The 17,246-nt window shown below is 63.2% G+C and carries 15 protein-coding genes; 11 read left to right on the plus strand and 4 right to left on the minus strand.

Annotated elements, in window-relative coordinates; translation table 11 throughout:
* The first annotated feature begins 4 nt into the window (after positions 1 to 4).
* Positions 5 to 892, plus strand: a complete 888-nt coding sequence (locus RY1_RS11955; protein ID WP_169914665.1) for an acyl-CoA thioesterase domain-containing protein — start codon at positions 5 to 7, stop codon at positions 890 to 892.
* Positions 893 to 937: 45 nt separating this feature from the next.
* Here RY1_RS11955 and RY1_RS11960 read toward each other — a convergent pair whose 3' ends face one another.
* A complete protein-coding gene (locus RY1_RS11960; RefSeq protein WP_072803804.1) occupies positions 938 to 1,570 on the minus strand; it encodes a TetR/AcrR family transcriptional regulator in 633 nt (210 codons plus the stop codon).
* A gap of 121 nt (positions 1,571 to 1,691) precedes the next feature.
* A complete protein-coding gene (locus RY1_RS11965) occupies positions 1,692 to 2,630 on the minus strand; it encodes a VOC family protein (RefSeq protein WP_072803805.1) in 939 nt (312 codons plus the stop codon).
* Positions 2,631 to 2,809: 179 nt separating this feature from the next.
* Here RY1_RS11965 and RY1_RS11970 point away from each other — a divergent pair, with 179 nt between their 5' ends.
* The 7 genes from RY1_RS11970 (at position 2,810) to RY1_RS12000 (ending at position 10,811) form a co-directional block, all read left to right on the plus strand.
* Positions 2,810 to 3,646, plus strand: coding sequence for an amidohydrolase family protein (locus RY1_RS11970; RefSeq protein ID WP_072803806.1), 837 nt, complete (start codon positions 2,810 to 2,812; stop codon positions 3,644 to 3,646).
* A 1-nt stretch (position 3,647) separates the two neighbouring features.
* Positions 3,648 to 4,865 carry an amidohydrolase family protein gene (locus tag RY1_RS11975; RefSeq protein ID WP_072803807.1) on the plus strand — a complete coding sequence of 406 codons (1,218 nt, stop codon included), beginning with the start codon at positions 3,648 to 3,650 and terminating at the stop codon, positions 4,863 to 4,865.
* A gap of 132 nt (positions 4,866 to 4,997) precedes the next feature.
* Positions 4,998 to 5,807, plus strand: a complete 810-nt coding sequence (locus RY1_RS11980; protein WP_072803808.1) for an enoyl-CoA hydratase/isomerase family protein — start codon at positions 4,998 to 5,000, stop codon at positions 5,805 to 5,807.
* A gap of 102 nt (positions 5,808 to 5,909) precedes the next feature.
* Positions 5,910 to 7,064: an acyl-CoA dehydrogenase family protein gene (locus RY1_RS11985; RefSeq protein ID WP_072803809.1), complete on the plus strand. Its 1,155-nt coding sequence runs from the start codon at positions 5,910 to 5,912 to the stop codon at positions 7,062 to 7,064.
* Positions 7,057 to 8,322 carry an acyl-CoA dehydrogenase family protein gene (locus tag RY1_RS11990; RefSeq protein ID WP_072803810.1) on the plus strand — a complete coding sequence of 422 codons (1,266 nt, stop codon included), beginning with the start codon at positions 7,057 to 7,059 and terminating at the stop codon, positions 8,320 to 8,322. Before RY1_RS11985 ends, RY1_RS11990 begins: the two co-directional genes overlap by 8 nt.
* Positions 8,323 to 8,403: 81 nt before the next feature.
* On the plus strand, positions 8,404 to 10,086 hold the full coding sequence (locus tag RY1_RS11995; RefSeq protein ID WP_072803811.1) for a class I adenylate-forming enzyme family protein: 1,683 nt from the start codon (positions 8,404 to 8,406) through the stop codon (positions 10,084 to 10,086).
* A 20-nt stretch (positions 10,087 to 10,106) separates the two neighbouring features.
* Positions 10,107 to 10,811, plus strand: coding sequence for a metal-dependent transcriptional regulator (locus tag RY1_RS12000; protein ID WP_072803812.1), 705 nt, complete (start codon positions 10,107 to 10,109; stop codon positions 10,809 to 10,811).
* A gap of 70 nt (positions 10,812 to 10,881) precedes the next feature.
* Here RY1_RS12000 and RY1_RS12005 read toward each other — a convergent pair whose 3' ends face one another.
* A complete protein-coding gene (locus RY1_RS12005) occupies positions 10,882 to 11,838 on the minus strand; it encodes an AMP-binding protein (protein WP_072803813.1) in 957 nt (318 codons plus the stop codon).
* Between the two features lie 151 nt (positions 11,839 to 11,989).
* On the opposite strand from RY1_RS12005, the gene RY1_RS12010 reads away from it, so the two are divergent.
* Positions 11,990 to 13,855, plus strand: coding sequence for a Na+/H+ antiporter (locus RY1_RS12010; protein ID WP_072803814.1), 1,866 nt, complete (start codon positions 11,990 to 11,992; stop codon positions 13,853 to 13,855).
* Between the two features lie 67 nt (positions 13,856 to 13,922).
* A complete protein-coding gene (dinB, locus tag RY1_RS12015; protein WP_072803815.1) occupies positions 13,923 to 15,143 on the plus strand; it encodes a DNA polymerase IV in 1,221 nt (406 codons plus the stop codon).
* 3 nt (positions 15,144 to 15,146) lie between these two features.
* On the opposite strand, the gene RY1_RS12020 is transcribed toward dinB, so the two are convergent.
* On the minus strand, positions 15,147 to 16,556 hold the full coding sequence (locus RY1_RS12020) for a cytochrome P450 (protein WP_072804017.1): 1,410 nt from the start codon (positions 16,554 to 16,556) through the stop codon (positions 15,147 to 15,149).
* A 108-nt stretch (positions 16,557 to 16,664) separates the two neighbouring features.
* On the opposite strand from RY1_RS12020, the gene RY1_RS12025 reads away from it, so the two are divergent.
* Positions 16,665 to 17,240 carry a TetR/AcrR family transcriptional regulator gene (locus tag RY1_RS12025; protein WP_072803816.1) on the plus strand — a complete coding sequence of 192 codons (576 nt, stop codon included), beginning with the start codon at positions 16,665 to 16,667 and terminating at the stop codon, positions 17,238 to 17,240.
* Positions 17,241 to 17,246 lie beyond the last annotated feature (6 nt).

Consider the following 17,246-nt stretch of genomic DNA (forward strand, 5'->3'; position numbering starts at 1 on the left):
ACCATTGAAATTTCCATCGTTCTTCTTCGCGGTCGGTGAGCAACTGCACCCGCTCCCCGTTGCCGCCGGTGCGTGGACCGAGGGGACCATCTCCGGACCTGCCGTCTGTGGAGTGCTGGCGCGAAGTCTCGAACGAGAGATAGCGGACCAGATGTGGCGGCCCGCTCGTGTGACGGTCGATATGTTTCGGCCGGTCAGAATGGCACCGGTGACGACCGAGACGAAGATCGTTCGCGACGGTCGACGCATCAAGGTCGTCGATTCCTCTCTCGTGCAGGACGACAGAGTCGTCGCCCGCGCCAGCGCGGTTTTCGCTCGTCTGTCCGAGGATCCACCGGGAGAGATCTGGGCTCCGGCGCTCGCCGACGACGCCAGACCGCCGCTCGGCAGTGCGTCGAATGGCACTGCGTTGAACGGCGGTGAGTCGAATGGCGGTGCGTCGAATGGCGGTGAGTCGAACAGCGAGGGCTGGTATTGGTCGAGTGAGCGTCAGTGGACCAACAGCATGATCGATCATCAGAACTCCGGTCGCAAACGCGTATGGGTCCAACAGGCGTCGCTCGTGGAGGGCGAGGCGTCGTCACCTTTTGTTCGTCTCGTCACGGCCGCAGAGGTGACGAGTATGTTGACGAACTGGGGCAGCAAGGGTATCGGTTTCGTCAACGCCGATCTGACGGTGCAATTGGCTCGTCTGCCCCAGGGGCAGTTCATCGGCCTGGAAGCGCAGAATCACGCGAGCGCCGACGGTGTGGCCATGGGAACCACCATGATCTACGACGAGGTCGGCATATTCGGCAGTGCGTCGGTGTGTGCAGTGGTCAATGCAGCGCTGCAACTCGACATGACGTCGATAGTCGCCGAGCGCGGTGCGGCAATCGCCAACGGCGTGTGAACCGTGCACGCGCCGCGGACACACCGGTGCCCGGCCGAACTCCGGTCAGGTGAGTCCGCGGATCGCGTACCGCTGGACGAAGTCTCGTACCGCGGCCGGGTCGTCTCCTTCGTGCGCGATCGATGCCTGAAAGATGGTGAACGACAGCAGGATACGAGCCAGCCATTCGCTGGCATCCGCAACGTCGAGGTCTGCGCGAGCTTCGCCCCGCGCACGGGCGGCCTCGATGTAGGGCCGCAGCTCCTCGGCGGTTCGCTGCAGCGCGTGGACACTCTGGTAGGCCAGCATGTGCGCCAGGGCGGACGGATCGGTGACGACGCCGCCTGCTTCCGGATGAATCGACGAGATCAACATCTCGGAAAATGTGCCCAGTTGCTCCGACAATGACGACTTCGTGTCCATTGCACGGGAAACCTCGGCGAAGAACACATTGCTGACCTGTCGATTCAGGGCCCCCAACAATGTCTCTCGGGTGTCGAAGTAGCGGTAGAGGGTTCCTCGTGCGACTCCTGCCCTGCGGGCGACGTCGGACATGTTCAAGCGCTCTGCACCGAACTGTTTGAGCACGGCGGCACCGGCCTCGAGTAGTTTCGTCTCGGTGGCGCTGTCCAAGGAGTTGGGCTCGCCCGACGGGATCGATGCAGTTCCGGACGGGCTCCCGTCGGATGTATCAGTCATTCCGGTCTCCCTGTTCCGTCCGATATGGCCGTATGCCTCTGCTGGAACAGTCTAGGTAGGCCGGCGGGCGGAGTGGGGGTCCGGTCCGGTTCGTCGGCGCCCGAACCGGCCGGACCGAAGGTCAGACGAGCCAGACGGGGAGTTCGGTAGTGGCGTGTCGCGGCGCCTTGCGCACTGGCCGCGCCGAGGTGGCCAAGGACGTTGCTGTCAGATCGGATGGGCCGAGCATCAGGAACGAGACGCCGCATCCGACCGTGTCGGTCCACAAATCGACATCGATGGGATGTGTGTCCGGACGGCGCACGAGCATGGAACGACCTCGCCCCCACGTGACGAAGAACCAACCGTCTCCGTCCTCGATCACGTCACCGAGCAGAGCGCGGCCGAGTAGATCGTGCGCGCGTCCGAGGTCGTCCGAGGTCAGCCCGATCATCGAAATAGGCTGTGATGGAGCGCTTTCCGATGCACTCGCTGCCGCGCCCGAGTGGTGCGAGCTGCGGATCGATTGGTACGCCTCGGCCTGCACGAGTTGCACGAACGTGCCGATGGAGGTGTCCTTCGGATGCAGGAACACCTCTCCTGAATGGGTGTGCCTGTCTGAATCGGTGTGCCTGCCTGAATCGGTGTGGCCGCGTGGATCGGGGACAGGCGAGAAGTTCAGGCGCTCCAGGTCTTTCATGGCGTCGTCGAGGGAGGGGACTGTGAAGGTGATGTGGTCGGCTGCAGTTCCGCTGTGCTCGGGAGATCTGCCGACGAGACCGTCGGGTGAGCCGGGCGAGAGAAACTGCAGGCCCACACCGTCTTCGCGCCAGGGCTGATACGGCGAGGCCGCGTCGGGCGCACCCCCGGAAGTCTGCTGTCCGTCCGAAATCTGCTGTCCGTCCGAAATCTGCTGTCCGTCCGAAATCTGATGTCGACTCGGTTCGCTGATCGTGCTGAAGGGCGAGTCCTCCCGGCGGTCGACGCGGATGGTGAGTCGATCCAGTGTCGGCCATTGAATGGCTGCTACGCCGGTGGTCGGTGTGCGGACTTCGGGCCCGGGAACCTGCTGAGCGTGCATTTGTGCCTCCTGTGTGTCGATCTGGCCGGTCCGGAAATTCGCTGCTCGTAGATTTCCAGATCAATACTAGACATATGAACAGGTTGTGTTCTAGTGTCTCATTCGTCGAAGGAAATGTAACCCGGATCACGTACTCCCCTCGACTGGGTTGTGAGGTCCTGCAGGCAGAAAGGGGTGTTATGACGACCGTGAACCGCGCCATCGATGGCCTGGTGAACGTCAGTATGGCCGACCAAGGAGTGCCCGATTGGATGGTTCGGGTGAAGGAGGATTACTTCAAAGGTGGGGAGTCGTTCTTTCGGAACGCAGACTTCGGTCAGCTGATCGACGAGATGGACGAACACGGTGTTCGTAGGGCCATCCTCATGGAGAACGTCGCGCTCGGCGGCACCTCGCGTGCCCGGCAGTTCGCCGAGAAAGCTCCTGATCGATTCTCGGTCGGAGTCGGCGGATTCGATCTGTTACGTCCTGTGCCGAGTCTGCGCTCGCTCACCGAGATTGCCGCCACTGTCCCTGTCTCGTATGTGACTGTGGGGCCGAGCTTCTGGGGTGACGGCGCCTATCCGCCGAGCGATGCCGTCTACTATCCGCTGTACGCCAAGGCGGCGGAAATGGGATTGCCGGTCTGTCTGAACACCGGCCTTCCCGGCCCGCCCATCCCAGGGGATGTGCAGAATCCGATTCACCTCGATCGGGTCTGTGTGCGTTTTCCCGAATTGAAACTCTGCATGATTCATGGTGCAGATCCATGGTGGGACGTCGCGATCAGGCTGATGATCAAGTACAAGAACCTGCATTTGATGACGTCGGCATGGTCGCCCAAGCGACTGCCCGAGTCGTTGTTGCATTTCATGCGAACCCGGGGCAAGAACAAGATCATGTTCGCCTCGGACTCGCCCGTTCTGTCGATAACCCGAACCATCTCGGAGGCAGCGAATTTGGACCTCGGAGACGAAGTACTCGACAACTACCTGTATGGAAACGCATCGCGTTTCTTCTTCGATGGAGATGAGTGAGATGACTGCTGTTTCGGACCAGAAGCTCGACGATGCGACTCTGTACTCGCAGCCTTTCGATAGCGACCATCACTACTACGAGAAGATCGATGCATTCACACGGCACCTCGACAAGAAGTTCCGGAACCGTGGCATCCAGGTCGTCAAGCGCGGCACGCACACCGAACTGTTGGCCAACGGTCGTCTGTTCGAGTTCGTACCGAATCCCACGTTCGACCCCGTCATCACCCCGGGATGTCTCGACCTGTTGTTCCGCGGACAGATTCCCGAGGATGTCGATCCGCGAACACTCACTCAGGTCGAACCACTGAATCCTGCGTACCAGGACCGCGATCTTCGTCTCGCCGAGATGGACAAGCAGAAACTGTCCGGCGTCCTACTTCTCCCGACGCTGGGATGCGGTGTGGAAGAGGCGCTGAAGGAAGACATTCCAGCCACGATGGCAAGTCTGTCGGCATTCAATCGGTGGCTCGACGAGGACTGGGGTTACTCGTACAAGGGAAGAATCTTCGCCGCGCCGATGCTCTCTCTCGCCGACCCGGATGAAGCAGTCAAGGAAATACACAGACTGATCGAGCGTGACGTGCGCAGTGTCTCCGTGCGGCCGGCGCCTGTGCCGGCAGGAAACAACCGATCGAACTCTCTGGGTAATCCGATCTACGATCAGGTGTGGGCCACGCTGGCCGACGCGGGCATCGCAGTGATCTTCCACCTCTCCGACAGCGGGTACAACGGTCTGATCGCCTCGGCGTGGGGCGCACCCGATCGTTTCGTGCCCTTCCGTAGCTTCAACCCACTGGCATCGATCGTGGTGTCGGACAGAGCAATTCACGACACGATGGCGAGTTTGGTCGTCGACGGTGTCTTCGCTCGCCATCCCAAGCTGCGGGTAGCTAGCATCGAGAACGGCGCTGAATGGGTTCCGCTGCTGGTCAAGAGGCTGCGGAAGCAGGCAAATCAGACTCCGTGGATATTCGACGGTGATCCGCTGGACACGATTCGCAAGCACGTATGGGTCACGCCGTACTACGAGGAGGACATCCGCAAGCTGGTGGACCTCGTCGGGTCCGACCGTGTGCTGTTCGGCTCGGATTGGCCGCACGGTGAGGGTCTGGAAAGTCCGCTCTCGTTCCGCAAGGAGCTCGAGGGGATCAACGAGGCGGAGACCGACCAGATCATGCGCACCAACGCGTTGGACTTGCTGCAGCTTCCGCACTGACCGCACGTCGAAGTGGCAGGCGAGACACTCTTGTCTCGCCTGCCACCGTGCTGAACAACCAACGCCTCTGCGGACGTCGTGCCCCCGTCCATCCATCCGCCTACTGTCGCGACCAGCGAAGAAAAGACCATCATGAGTGACACCCTGATCGAGCGCTTCGACGGTGTAGTGAAAGTGACGTTCAATCGTCCCGACAAGAAGAACGCATTGACTGCGGAGAACTGGCTCGATCTCGACCGAGTCATCGACGAAGTCGCCAAGAACCCGGCGGACCGGGCGCTTGTTCTGACGGGGGCCGGTGGGTGTTTCTCCGCCGGTGCCGACCTTGCCGGTGGCCTCGACAGTGAGACGAACGGAAAGCGGCCAGGGCTGACCGGCAGAGAACAGCAATCCATTCTGCACGAGATGCGGATCGTCAACGACATCATCAGCCGGCTGCAGCGGTTGCCGAAACCTACGATGGCCGTCGTCGACGGCGTGGCGATGGGTGTCGCTCTCGGTCTGGCACTGGCGTGCGATCTGATTCTGGCCAGTGATCGTGCTCGTTTCTCGGAGGTGTTCGTCAAGCGCGGCCTGGCTCTGGACGGCGGCACCTCGTGGTCGCTGCCTCGGGCGATCGGAGTTCGGCGAGCCAAGCAGATGGCGTTCTTCGGAGACATGGTCGATGCCGAAACAGCCCTGTCCTGGGGGCTTGTGAACGAAATTGTGCGGGCCGACGAGTTGCAGACCGAGGGGGATCGCTGGGCACGGCGACTTGCTTCGTCTCCCACCACCGCGGTCAGTTTGATCAAGCGTCTGATCGACAACGGACCGCACACGAATTTCGATCAGTCGCTCGAGGACGAAGCCCGCAGCCAGCAGATAGCGTTCACCACCCACGACATGCGGGAAGGTATCGCCGCGTTTCTGGGACGCCGGGATCCTGTGTTCACCGGTGTGTAGCAGTGCGATGAATCTGTTCAGCGCGCGGAGCCGAGCATCCCGCTCGGCGGAGCGCCAGGAGAGGCCGTACGCCAGTTCCAGCGATCAGGAGTCAGCAAACATATGAGCACCGATCTGTTTCCTTCGACGACCGACGAGCAACGGATGATGCTGGACGTGGTCAGCCGGGTCTTCGACACTATTTCTCCGTTGGATGTCGTGCGTGCGGCATCGGAGAAGTCGGAGCCGAGCAGTCCCGAACTCAGGCGAACACTTGCCGACGTCGGCTGCTTCGGCCTTCTCGTCGACGAGGCTCACGGAGGCGGTGGCCTCTCGATCAACAGTGTCGTCGATGCCGCACTCGTTGCGGCAGAGCGTGGGGCGAGCCTGCAACCGGGTCCGTTCGTTGGGTCGAGCATCACTGCGCACACGCTCTCTCGGGTGGGCGCCGCGGCGCACCGGGTGACGTTGAATTCGCTGATCTCCGGCGCCGCCGCCGCGACGTGGGCACCGGACGGGCTCACCGGCGGAACGGCGGGTGCTGTCGTCTCGGTCGATTCCGGTCACGTGGTCCTCGGCGGGGTGATCGAAGCGGTACAGGATGCCGACGAGTGTGCAGTGATGCTGCTGAGTACACCGACGGACGGGGGCATCACTCAGATCCTCGTACCGTTGTCCGACAAGAGAATCGAGTTGCAGCGCCGTGGCAGCCTCGATATCACCAGACGCTTCTTCGACGTCCACCTGTCCGACGTGCTGTTGCCCATGGATGCGGTACTCGCCGACGGTGCTGCGGGACGCGCGCTGTTCGAGCGTCAGCTGGCGGTGGCAGCGGTGCTGAGCGCGGCCGAGTCGATCGGAGCCATGGACACGGACTTCGGCCTCGCAGTCGAGTATGCGAAGAGCCGCATCGCGTTCGGGCGCCCCATCGGGTCCTTCCAAGCTGTCAAGCACCTGCTCGCCAACACCGGTCTGATGCTCGAGATGGCGAAGAGCTCGACGACGGCCGCCGCCGAGTCGGTCGGCAACGACTCCGACGACGCCCTCGCGATGGCCAGCATGGCCAGAATGTTCGTGAGCGAGAAGTCGATCGAGCTGGCGCACAACTGTTTCCAGGTATTCGGAGGAATCGGCTATACCTGGGAGCACGATCACCACCTCTTCATGCGGCGCTTGGCGTCCGACGCGTATCTGTTCGGATCGCCCACATGGCACAGCCGAACCGTCTGGGCGCAGTCGCACCATGCATCCCACGAGAATCGGAGCATCGATGTCTGAAAACCTCCCTGCGCTGGAGGACTACCGCCACGGCGTTCGGACCTGGCTGGAGGCCAATCTCGACCGAAGGGAAGAGGCCACCGGCAGGTTCGGCTTCTCGAACGAGATCACCGAGGAGCGACTCGCCGAGCAACGGGCGATTCAGCGCAAGATCTTCGACGCGGGTTACGCCGGAATCTCGTGGCCCACGGCGTACGGCGGACAGGGACTTCCCGAGTCCTACGAGCGCGCGTTCGACGACGAGGCGGCGAGCTTCGCCACGCCGGATTTCGGTATCGCCGGTGGAACGACCTTCGGTGTCTGTGCAAGGACGATGCTGGCGCACGCGTCGCCCGAGTTTCTGGAGCGTCATGTCCCGAAGATCTTGGCCGGGGAGCGATTGTTCGTCCAGTTCTTCTCGGACCCCGAGGCCGGATCGGATCTCGCCGGCGTCCGAACGCGAGCAGACCGTGCCGGCGACAACTGGATTCTGAACGGATCGAAGATCTGGAGTAGCGGGGCATACTATGCCGACTACGGCATGTGCCTGGCGCGTACGGATTGGGACGTCCCGAAACATCGAGGTCTGACCTGGTTCGCGGTCCCGATCGACTCGGACGGTGTGACGGTTCGGCGGATCAAGCAGATCACCGGCGACGCCGAGTTCTGTCAGGAGTTCTTCGACGACGTCGAACTGCGTGGAGACGACGTCATCGGATCGGTGAACGATGGTTGGTCGGTGGCCCAGACGATGCTGTTCTTCGAACGCGGCGGCAGTGCAACGGCGGCAGTCGAGGACGACGCCGCGGATGTGCGTCGCCTTCCTGCAGACCTGATCGAACTCGCCGATCGCAGTGGCAAGCTGGGGGACAGTCGAGTCCAGGACCTGATAGTTCGCGCGCACGTCGATGCGTTCGCCAAGCATCAGCTCGATCTCCGCGTGGGTGCGCTGATGAAGTCGGATCCCCTGCGCGCCAGTGCATATGCGTCGTACAGCAAGTTGGCCTCCGGGGTCTTGGACCCTCTTCGCGCGAACATGGCTCTGGACATCGCCGAAGGAGCAGCGACAACCTGGTCCGATCCCGAGACCGCACCCCAGGTTGCACTCGATCTACTCAACAGCCGCTTCATGTCGATTGCGGGCGGTACGAACGAGGTTCAACGCAACAGCATCGGGGAGCGAGTCCTCGGCCTGCCACGTGAGCCGTCGTTCGATACTCAGAGGTCCTTTCGGGAAGTGATTCGGGCCTCGCTCGAATGGTCGGGCAAGGTGGGCTGACGACCTGCTGTACGTCCGCGGTCTTCCATCGACCGACACGCGCGAGTTCCATTCGGCCACTAGGATCTACGAGGAGATTTCATGGTTTCCCAGGAAGCAGACATCATATCTCAGCTCACCGCGGCAGGTGCCAAATACGAAGTGCACGAGGAGAAGGCGCGCGGACATGTACTTCCGGTCTTCCGTCATCGTGCGAAGTCGCTGCGCGAGGTTCTGGAGTCCGCGCGAGCGTTCGACGAACGAATCTTCATCATCGATGGCGACGACAGACTCACCTATGCAACACATTTACAGTATGTCGATGCCTTTGCTTCGGCTCTCCAGAACGAATACTCGGTCGAACCTGGCCAGCGGGTGGCCATCTTTGCTGCCAACCGGTGGGAATGGATCGTCTCCTTCTGGGCCGCGGCGAGTATCGGAGCTATTCCGTGTGCGATGAACGGGTGGTGGACGGTAGCGGAGTTCGCGCATGCCGTCGACCTCATCGAACCCGTGCTGGTGATCGGCGATGCGGTGCGACTGGGGCGAGTGGCCGGGTATCGAGGCTCGTTCGCCACACTCGATCTCGACAGCCACTTCGGCGCGACCATCCGCCGCTACGAGGGTGCTGTTCCGATGCTTCCGAGGATCGAGGAGGACGACCCGGGGTTGATCCTGTTCACCAGTGGCACCACCGGCCGGGCCAAAGCGGTGACGCTTTCCCATCGATCGATGATCGGATTCGCTCAGCTGAACCAGTTCGCCGGTGTTGCAGGCGGAGTGGCCTTCGGCATGCCGATTCCGAAGAAGGACGATCCGCTGATTGCCTCGCCCGAGGTCTCGTTGATCACGTCGCCGCTGTTCCACGTGTCGATGTTGCAGGGTTTCGTGCTCTCGTCCTTCGTGAAGGGTGGAGCCATCGTCCTGCTCCGCGGGCGTTTCGATCCCGAACGTGTTCTACGAACCATCGAGAACGAACGGGTCACCACGTGGTCGGCGCTCGGTAGTGCCGCATCGCGCACCGCGATGTCGCCGGCTCTGGGGAAGTACGACACGACAAGCATCATCGTTCTCGGTGTCGGGGGCGCGCCCGTCAGTCCTACGGTGCAACAGCGGCTTCGGGATGCGTTCCCGAGTGCGTTCACTCTCGGTATGGGGTACAGCAGTACCGAGGCAGGAGTCGTGGTGGCGACGATCAACGGCGTCGAGTACGTGTCGCGGCCGTTGTCGACCGGGCGCCCCAACGTCACGGTCGACATCGAGATACGTGATCCGTTCGACGGCCGTCCGATGGGCGAAGGCGAATACGGTGAGGTTCATGTGCGCAGCCCGTACACGATGTCGGGATACTGGAACGACCCGCTCGCGTCGGCAGAGGTCCTCAAGGAAGACGGTTGGCTCGCGATGGGAGACATTGCGCGCGTCGAGGGCGGATATCTCTACATCGACGCGCGGGCACGGGATCTCATATTGGTCAACGCCGAGAATGTCTCTCCCACCGAAGTCGAGTACGTCCTCGACGCCCACCCCGCCGTCTCCGAAGTAGCGGTATTCGCTATCGACGACGTCGTGACCGGTGATGCGGTCTGTGCGGTGGTAGTGGTGCAGGAGGCAGGGCAGACCAGTCAGGAATCGCTCGACCAGTGGTGTCGAGATCGACTGGCGCACTTCAAAGTACCCACGCGGTGGTATATCAGTGTGGAACCGCTGCCGCGGACTCCCACGGGCAAGGTCAAGAAGAACAGTCTGCGTTCACAGATCGAATCGGTGAGGTTGTCGCATTGACGAGTTCGGTGAGAAGTCCGATGTCCGACGACGCACCGCCGCTGCCCGTCGAATTCGTGAATCTGACGACGGTTGCGAGGACGTATCTCAAAGTGATCTGGATGTCGCAGGAGTGGCGCCCGACGCGTATGTCGACGAAACTACTGGCGTCCAGTCTGTCGGTGACGGCGTCGACAGTGTCGGAGACCATCCGGAAACTGGCTGCCATGGGGCTCGTGCACCATCGGCCCTACGGCGCCATCGGACTCACCGAGGCCGGGCGAGTGGCGGCAACCTACATCGTGCGACGCCAACGTCTCCTGGAGCTCTTTCTCGTGGAGCAACTCGGTTACGGGTGGGATGAAGTAGCCGAGGAGGCCGCATGCTTGGAATCCTCTGCATCGGACAAGATGATCGACTCCATCGACGCCGTGTTGGGTTATCCGACACGAGATCCTCACGGCGACCCCATTCCACGTCTGGAGGGCGAGGGGGCCGGTCCGCAGATATCGGTGCTCTCGTCGCTGCAGCCCGGCGCAAGCGGGACGATTGCGCGGGTGTCGGAATCGAGCGCGGAGCTGCTGCGCTACTTCGACGCGGTCGGCATAGGTCTCGGTAAGTCGGTGACGGTGTGTGACAACGCACCCGTCCTCGGAACCGTCACCGTCAGGGTGGAGGAACAGGCTTCGCTCAATCTCGGATATGTTGCTGCAGAGTCGATCTGGTTGGTACCGGGCGGGGAGTGAGTGCGTGTCCCGGGTCTCCTGTCGGTCGGGGTCGGGGTCGGGGTCGGGGTCGGGGTCGGGACAGGTCGGGTCAGGTCAGCACGACGTCGAGCTCGGTTCGCATGCGTTCGGCGAGGGCGTTTGGAAATCCCGCTGCAGCGGTGAGGGCTACTCGCCAGCTCGACAGGTCGTAGTTCGGCCGTGACGGATGATCGAGAATCGTCGAGAACAACGAGGGAGCTCCAGGGACGACGGTGATTCGTTCTCGTTCGATCGAGTCCATCGCGGCCTCGGCGTCGTTTCCCACCTGCGGCACCATCGTCGCACCCGTCGACAGGGCCACCAGAATTCCGGCCTGGTGTTCGGCAGTGCGCGAGAAGGGGTCGACGATCAGGCAACGGTCGTCGGAGTTCGATGTCGCGCCTGCCCAGGCGCGTGCGATACCGGCGATGTCGCGATGCGTGCTCGACTCACCGCTACTCGGGTCCGGGGTCTGCGGGGTGAACCGGATGTCGGCGATGCCGTCGCCGCTGACCCCGTCCGCACGCTGCTCGGCGATGTCCTCACCGACCGCGGCACCGAGAAAGCGGAGATCGGCCCACGGGACGGCTGTGTCGTTCCGAGGCACCGGCCCGCCGAGTCGAACGACGGTCAGCAGCGAGACGGGGAGTCCGGCAACCTTGAGTTCGGCGAACCTGTCCGCACCGAGGAACTCACCCGCCACGCACAGTGCAACAGCACGGCTCTGCGTCAGAATGTCAGCAGCGTCGGCCCCTGTGCACCGGGTGTCGATCTGAACGATCGCCGCCCCCGCGTAGTGCACGGCAAGTGCGGCAGCGACCCGGCGGTGACTGTTGGGCGCCCAGATCGCAACGCGGTCGCCCGGTTCGACGTTGCGCGCGATCAGCGCGCGGGTGACTGCGACGACGTGGCTGTGCAGGTCCCGGTAGGTCCAGCGGATGTCTTCGTCCGCCACTGCGCCGAGTCCCCCGAATCTCTGCGCCGCCGATCTCAGTGCCGCCGGGCTCGTATCCGATTCCGTGTCCACTTACACCCCCCAGTGTCAGCACAGCGATTGTGTCAGCAAAGCGAGCGACGAGGGGCAAATTTTACCGGCTGGGCGGCGGTGGATCGCATATTGGGCCCGGCGAGTGTGCCCAGCTGTGCTCGAGGTGACCTGAGCGTGGAGAATCGGGCCGATGGAGATCGCAGTGTTTCTGGTTGCGCTCGCGATCGGTGTACTCGCCGTCGCTGCTCTGGCCGAACGATTGGACGTACCGCCGCCGCTGTTGCTGATCGTCGTCGGCGTCGCGGTGTCGTACGTTCCTGGAATCCCGGAAGTCCATCTCGAACCAGAGATCGTGTTGCTCGGATTGCTCCCACCGCTGCTGTATGCGACGGCCATTCAATCCTCGCTCGTGGACTTCAATGCCAACCGTCGATCGATTCTGCTGCTCTCGGTGGTTCTCGTCGCCGTGACGACGTTCGTCGTCGGCGTCATCGTGCACGCGATCCTGCCTGGAATTTCGTGGCCTGCGGCGCTCGCGATCGGTGCCGTCGTCGCACCCCCGGACGCCGTTGCCGCCACGGCGATAGGCCGGAGAATCGGGCTGCCGCGTCGTGTCGTGACGATCCTCGAAGGGGAGTCGCTGCTCAACGACGCGACCGCACTCGTCGCCCTGAGTACGGCGATCTTCGCCCTCGGTCACTCCGTGCACGCGTGGCGGGTCGGCCTCGACTTCCTCCTCGCGGCCGGCGGCGGCATCGGAATCGGGCTCGTGACGTTCGTGCTCGTCGCCAGGCTCAGACGCCGACTGACCAATCCGGTTCTCGACACGGCCATCTCGTTCGTCGTCCCGTTCGGTGCGTATCTGCTCGCCGAGGAGATTCACGCGTCGGGAGTGCTGGCCGTCGTCATTGCCGGACTGCTCCTCGGCCACAAGGCCCCGATTCTGCAGTCCGCGCAGTCCCGGATCGCCGAGCGCATCAACTGGCGAACCATCGCGTACATTCTCGAGAACGCGGTGTTCCTGCTCATCGGGCTGCAGGCGTCGTGGCTGCTGCGGGACGTCGGAACGAGTTCGCTGTCGGCGATGACGATCGTGGCGGTATGCGCGGCGACGCTCGTCGGGGTGATCGCCGTGCGGATGCTGTGGGTGTTTCTCGCCCGCTACGCGCTGATCCGCCCCGTTGCCGACCCGTCGACGGCCACGGTTCCGTCCTGGCGATACACCGTGCTCATCGGCTGGGCGGGGATGCGCGGTGTGGTCACCCTCGCAGCGGCGTTCATCATTCCGGTGGGCACCGAGTACCGCGAGATTCTGCTGCTGATCGCATTCACCGTCGTCGCGGGGACATTGTTCGTCCAGGGTCTGTCGTTGCCCCTGCTCGCTCGGCGTCTGAAGGTGCCCTCGCCTGACCCGATGGACGACGCCTTGGCGCGGGCGACTCTGCTGCAGCAGGCATCGAAGGCGGGTTACGCCGCGCTCGACGAGCTCGAGTACGAGGACCCGCACGGTGTCGAGGAGCTCGTGCGCCAACGAGTCGACCAGCGCAACTTCTCCGCATGGGAGCGGCTGGGTACGACTGCCGATCAGGAGACGCCGAGCGAGCTCTATGCACGGATTCGGATGACGATGATCGAGGCCGAGCGAGCCCGAGTCCTCGAGATCCGCAGCTCGGGGCGGGTGCCGTCGGACGTCGTCGGCGAGGTTCTGGCGATGCTCGACGTCGAGGAATCGATGATCGACGTCGCAACCGAAGCCCGCGCCGATATTCGGGCCTCGGAGGGACTGCGCGGCCGATCCGGGAAGACGTGCGCGGAACTAGCGCGCTATCCGGAGACGGTGACCCACTCGGACGGGACGTGCCACGAATGCATCCGCGACGGTACGGAATGGGTTGCCCTGCGTCAGTGCCTCGAATGTGGGCACGTCGCATGCTGCGATTCCTCGCCGAACCAACACGCGACCGCGCACTTCCACGACACGACTCACGCCGTCATGCAGTCGGCCGAGCCCGGGGAGAATTGGCGATGGTGCTACGTACACCATCTGACCGCCTGATCTCGCTGACCTCCTGATTTCGCTGACCGCCTGATCTCGCACTCGTGTCGGACGTTCGTGCGAACATATGTTCGTGACCGATTTCGCGAAACCAGAGGCCAGCATCATGCATGCCGACCTCGATTCGTTCTACGCCTCGGTCGAGCAACGCGACGATCCTCGGCTGCGTGGCAGGCCGGTGCTCGTCGGTGGCGGTGTCGTGTTGGCGGCCAGCTACGAGGCCAAGGCCTACGGCGTGCGGACGCCGATGAACGGGGCACAGGCCCGCGCACTGTGCCCGCATGCCATCGTGGTGCCGCCGCGAATGGACGCGTACATCGAGGCGAGCAAAGCGGTCTTCGAGATATTCCGCAGCACCACCCCGCTCGTGGAGGGCATCTCCGTCGACGAGGCATTCCTCGAAGTCGGAGGTCTCGGCAAGATCAGCGGTACACCCGTGCAGATCGCCACGGGCCTGCGCCGTGAGGTCAAGGAACAGGTCGGTCTACCGATCACCGTGGGAATCGCCTGCACCAAGTTCCTCGCGAAGGTCGCCAGCGCGGTGGGCAAGCCGGACGGGCTCCTACTCGTCGAGCCCGGGCGCGAACTGGAATTTCTTCATCCGCTGAAGATCGAAAGGCTGTGGGGAGTAGGCAAGGTCACCGCGGAGAAGCTCCACGCGTTCGACATCGACACCATCGGCGACCTCGCGTCACACAGTGAGGCGTCGATCGTGTCGATACTCGGCAAGGGAGCAGGCCATCACCTGCATTCGCTGGCCAACAATCGGGATCCTCGGCGGGTGCAGACGTATCGCGGCCGCAGCTCCATCGGCGCTCAACATGCGCTCGGCCGTGGTCCCACGTCGCGGCAGGACCTGGAGGCGTCGCTCATCTCGCTCGTCGATCGGGTGACGCAGAGGATGCGGGCCGCCGAGCGCACGGGCCGAACGGTGGTGCTGCGTCTGCGATTCGGGGACTTCACCCGGGTGACCAGGTCGCACACTCTGGGCCGTGCGACGGCGGACACACAGGACATCCTCGACGCGTCGCTGACGCTGTTGCGTGATGCGGGCTCGCTCATCGCCGACCGCGGTATCACCCTCGTCGGTGTCACGGTCTCCAACATCGATCGAAGCGGAGCCGAGCAGCTCGAATTGCAGTTCGACAAGCCCCGTGACGCCCCGAGTGCCTCGGCGCTCGATCTGGCGCTCGACGGTGTACACACCAAGTTCGGAAAGAAGGCGCTGACGAGGGGAGTGCTCCTGGGGCGGGACTCGGGGATGTCGGTGCCACTACTTCCGGACTGACCACTACTTCCGGACTGACACTGCGAGCTCGAAGCCCTTCGGCATGAGCGTCAGGCGCTCCTCGATGCGCAACCGGTAGGTGGGATCGGCGTGAATGTCGAACTGCTGCAGTATTGTTCCGAGAACGAGGACGGCTTCGTGAATGGCGAATTGACGGCCGATGCACGCGCGTTCGCCGGTGCCGAACGGCTTGTACACGTGCCCGGGCCGTGCTCGCACGTTCTGGGACAGAAACCGGTCGGGATCGAAAACCTCGGGATCGGGGCCCCATACGGGATCTCGGTGGAGGCCGGGGATCAGGACCAGTGCCCAGTCGCCCTTCTTCATCGGATACGTCCCGCCGACGACGGTGTCCTCGCGCGCTTGCCTCGCGAACGCCGGGGCCGTCGGCCACAGGCGGAGCGTCTCGTCGAGGATCCGCCGAACGAGTCTGAGTTTCGGTACCTGCTCGAACGCAGGTGTGTCCGATCCCCATACCTCGTCGACCTCGGCGCGGGCAGCGGCCAGTATCCCCGGATTCCGCGACAGATAGTACAGAGCGAACGACAGTGCGCCGGAGGTTGTCTCGTGTCCAGCGATCAGGAATGTGAGGATCTGCTGCCGGATGTTGATCTCGCTGAGCGCATTCGGATTGTCGGCTTCACGTGCGGCGTCGAGCATGATGTCCAAGAGGTCATGGCCGGCGCCACCGGCAGTGGAGCCCGCGGCCTCGGGGGAGTCGCGGCGGGTTCTGATGATGTCGTCGAGAAGGTCTGCCATGTACTGCTTGTCGATCTCGTTCTGCCGGTCACCGCGGCGGAACCACAGGTCGCTGACAACCGGAAGCCGGATGACTTCGCGTCGCTGATTGTAGGTGAGGGTCCGGACCATGGCGTCGACGAACGGGTGGGTGCGGTCGCTGGTGAAGGAGTCGAACGTGTAGCTGAATCCGGTGCGGCCGATGGTGTCCAGGGTCAGTTTTGTCATGTCGGACGAGACGTCGACGACGGGGTGCTCACGCCACCGTCTCGTCAGGTCGGAGGCCACGTCGACCATGATGTCGTGATAGCTCCGCATCGCGGGCTGAGTGAACGCAGGGCGCAGCAGGTCGTGCGCTTTGCGCCAGTTCGGTTCGTCCGAGTAGGCGGTGAACAATGCGTCTCCGCCGATGGATCGCAACCCCTGGACCGCGGGGGCGAGGTGTTTGACGAATGCGCCCTCGTCGCACAGGTCGCCCACGTGGTCCGCGCCGGAGACGATGACGAAGCGTCGACCGAGAACGACGCGTTCGAAGATCGGCCCGAGTTGGCGTGCCAACGCGATCGAGTCCTGAACAGGGGTGGACACGTGGGCTCCGAGGACGTCACCGATGATCGGCACGCGCTTGGGTGGGTGTGGCAGTTCTGGTGCACGAACAACGACGTCGGTGGACATGAGTACCTCTCCGCTCACTATTGAACTGGGATACAACAACGAACGTACTCGCTGCTGGGAGCATGTCAAGCACCTACGACCGGCGCAGGAAGTAGCATCGCTAGGGCCATGACGACCACCCGTAGAAGACTGTCGCCTGATCAGCGGCGAGCGCAGTTGCTGGACATCGGTTCCCGTCTGTTCGCCGAAAGGCCGTACGACGACGTCTGGATCGAGGAGGTTGCCGATCTGGCGGGTGTCTCTCGCGGGCTCATGTATCACTATTTTTCGTCGAAGCGAGATTTTTTCGCGGAGATCGTGCGGGTCGAGTCGGCACGCCTGCTCGAGATCACTGCCCCTGACACGTCGCTTCCCGTCAGCGAGCAGGTCGCGGCGGGGTTGGATTCCTACATTCGATACGTCGTCGAGCACGAGCACGGTGTTCGTGCGATCAACCGGGGATCGATGTTGGGTGACAACGAGATTCAGTCGATCCTGGGTGCCGAACTGGAGGCGCAGCAGCAGCGGATCTTGGCTGCGCTCCCCGCCGAGGTACGTGATGACGAGGTGACGCGGACGGCGCTACGCGGGTGGGTCTCGTTCGTCAGGGCCGTGTGCATCGATTGGATCGATCGAAGGACCATCACCGAGGCCGAGGTGAAGGCTCTGTGTATGCGGGCTCTCGAAGGCCTGCTGAAGATCTAGCGCGCG

This window comes from Rhodococcus yunnanensis NBRC 103083 (assembly GCF_001895005.1).
GTDB classification, from domain to species: Bacteria; Actinomycetota; Actinomycetes; order Mycobacteriales; family Mycobacteriaceae; genus Rhodococcoides; species Rhodococcoides yunnanense.

What these genes read in the sequence shown, in the direction of transcription:
- RY1_RS11985 (WP_072803809.1), top strand. Translation starts at nt 5,910, where the DNA reads ATGAGCACCGATCTGTTTCCTTCGACGACCGACGAGCAACGGATGATG.
- RY1_RS11975 (WP_072803807.1), top strand. Translation starts at nt 3,648, where the DNA reads ATGACTGCTGTTTCGGACCAGAAGCTCGACGATGCGACTCTGTACTCG.
- RY1_RS12010 (WP_072803814.1), top strand. Translation starts at nt 11,990, where the DNA reads ATGGAGATCGCAGTGTTTCTGGTTGCGCTCGCGATCGGTGTACTCGCC.
- RY1_RS11990 (WP_072803810.1), top strand. Translation starts at nt 7,057, where the DNA reads ATGTCTGAAAACCTCCCTGCGCTGGAGGACTACCGCCACGGCGTTCGG.
- RY1_RS12020 (WP_072804017.1), bottom strand. Translation starts at nt 16,556, where the DNA reads ATGTCCACCGACGTCGTTGTTCGTGCACCAGAACTGCCACACCCACCC.
- dinB (WP_072803815.1), top strand. Translation starts at nt 13,923, where the DNA reads ATGTTCGTGACCGATTTCGCGAAACCAGAGGCCAGCATCATGCATGCC.
- RY1_RS11960 (WP_072803804.1), bottom strand. Translation starts at nt 1,570, where the DNA reads ATGACTGATACATCCGACGGGAGCCCGTCCGGAACTGCATCGATCCCG.
- RY1_RS11965 (WP_072803805.1), bottom strand. Translation starts at nt 2,630, where the DNA reads ATGCACGCTCAGCAGGTTCCCGGGCCCGAAGTCCGCACACCGACCACC.
- RY1_RS11980 (WP_072803808.1), top strand. Translation starts at nt 4,998, where the DNA reads ATGAGTGACACCCTGATCGAGCGCTTCGACGGTGTAGTGAAAGTGACG.
- RY1_RS11995 (WP_072803811.1), top strand. Translation starts at nt 8,404, where the DNA reads ATGGTTTCCCAGGAAGCAGACATCATATCTCAGCTCACCGCGGCAGGT.
- RY1_RS11970 (WP_072803806.1), top strand. Translation starts at nt 2,810, where the DNA reads ATGACGACCGTGAACCGCGCCATCGATGGCCTGGTGAACGTCAGTATG.
- RY1_RS12000 (WP_072803812.1), top strand. Translation starts at nt 10,107, where the DNA reads ATGTCCGACGACGCACCGCCGCTGCCCGTCGAATTCGTGAATCTGACG.
- RY1_RS12025 (WP_072803816.1), top strand. Translation starts at nt 16,665, where the DNA reads ATGACGACCACCCGTAGAAGACTGTCGCCTGATCAGCGGCGAGCGCAG.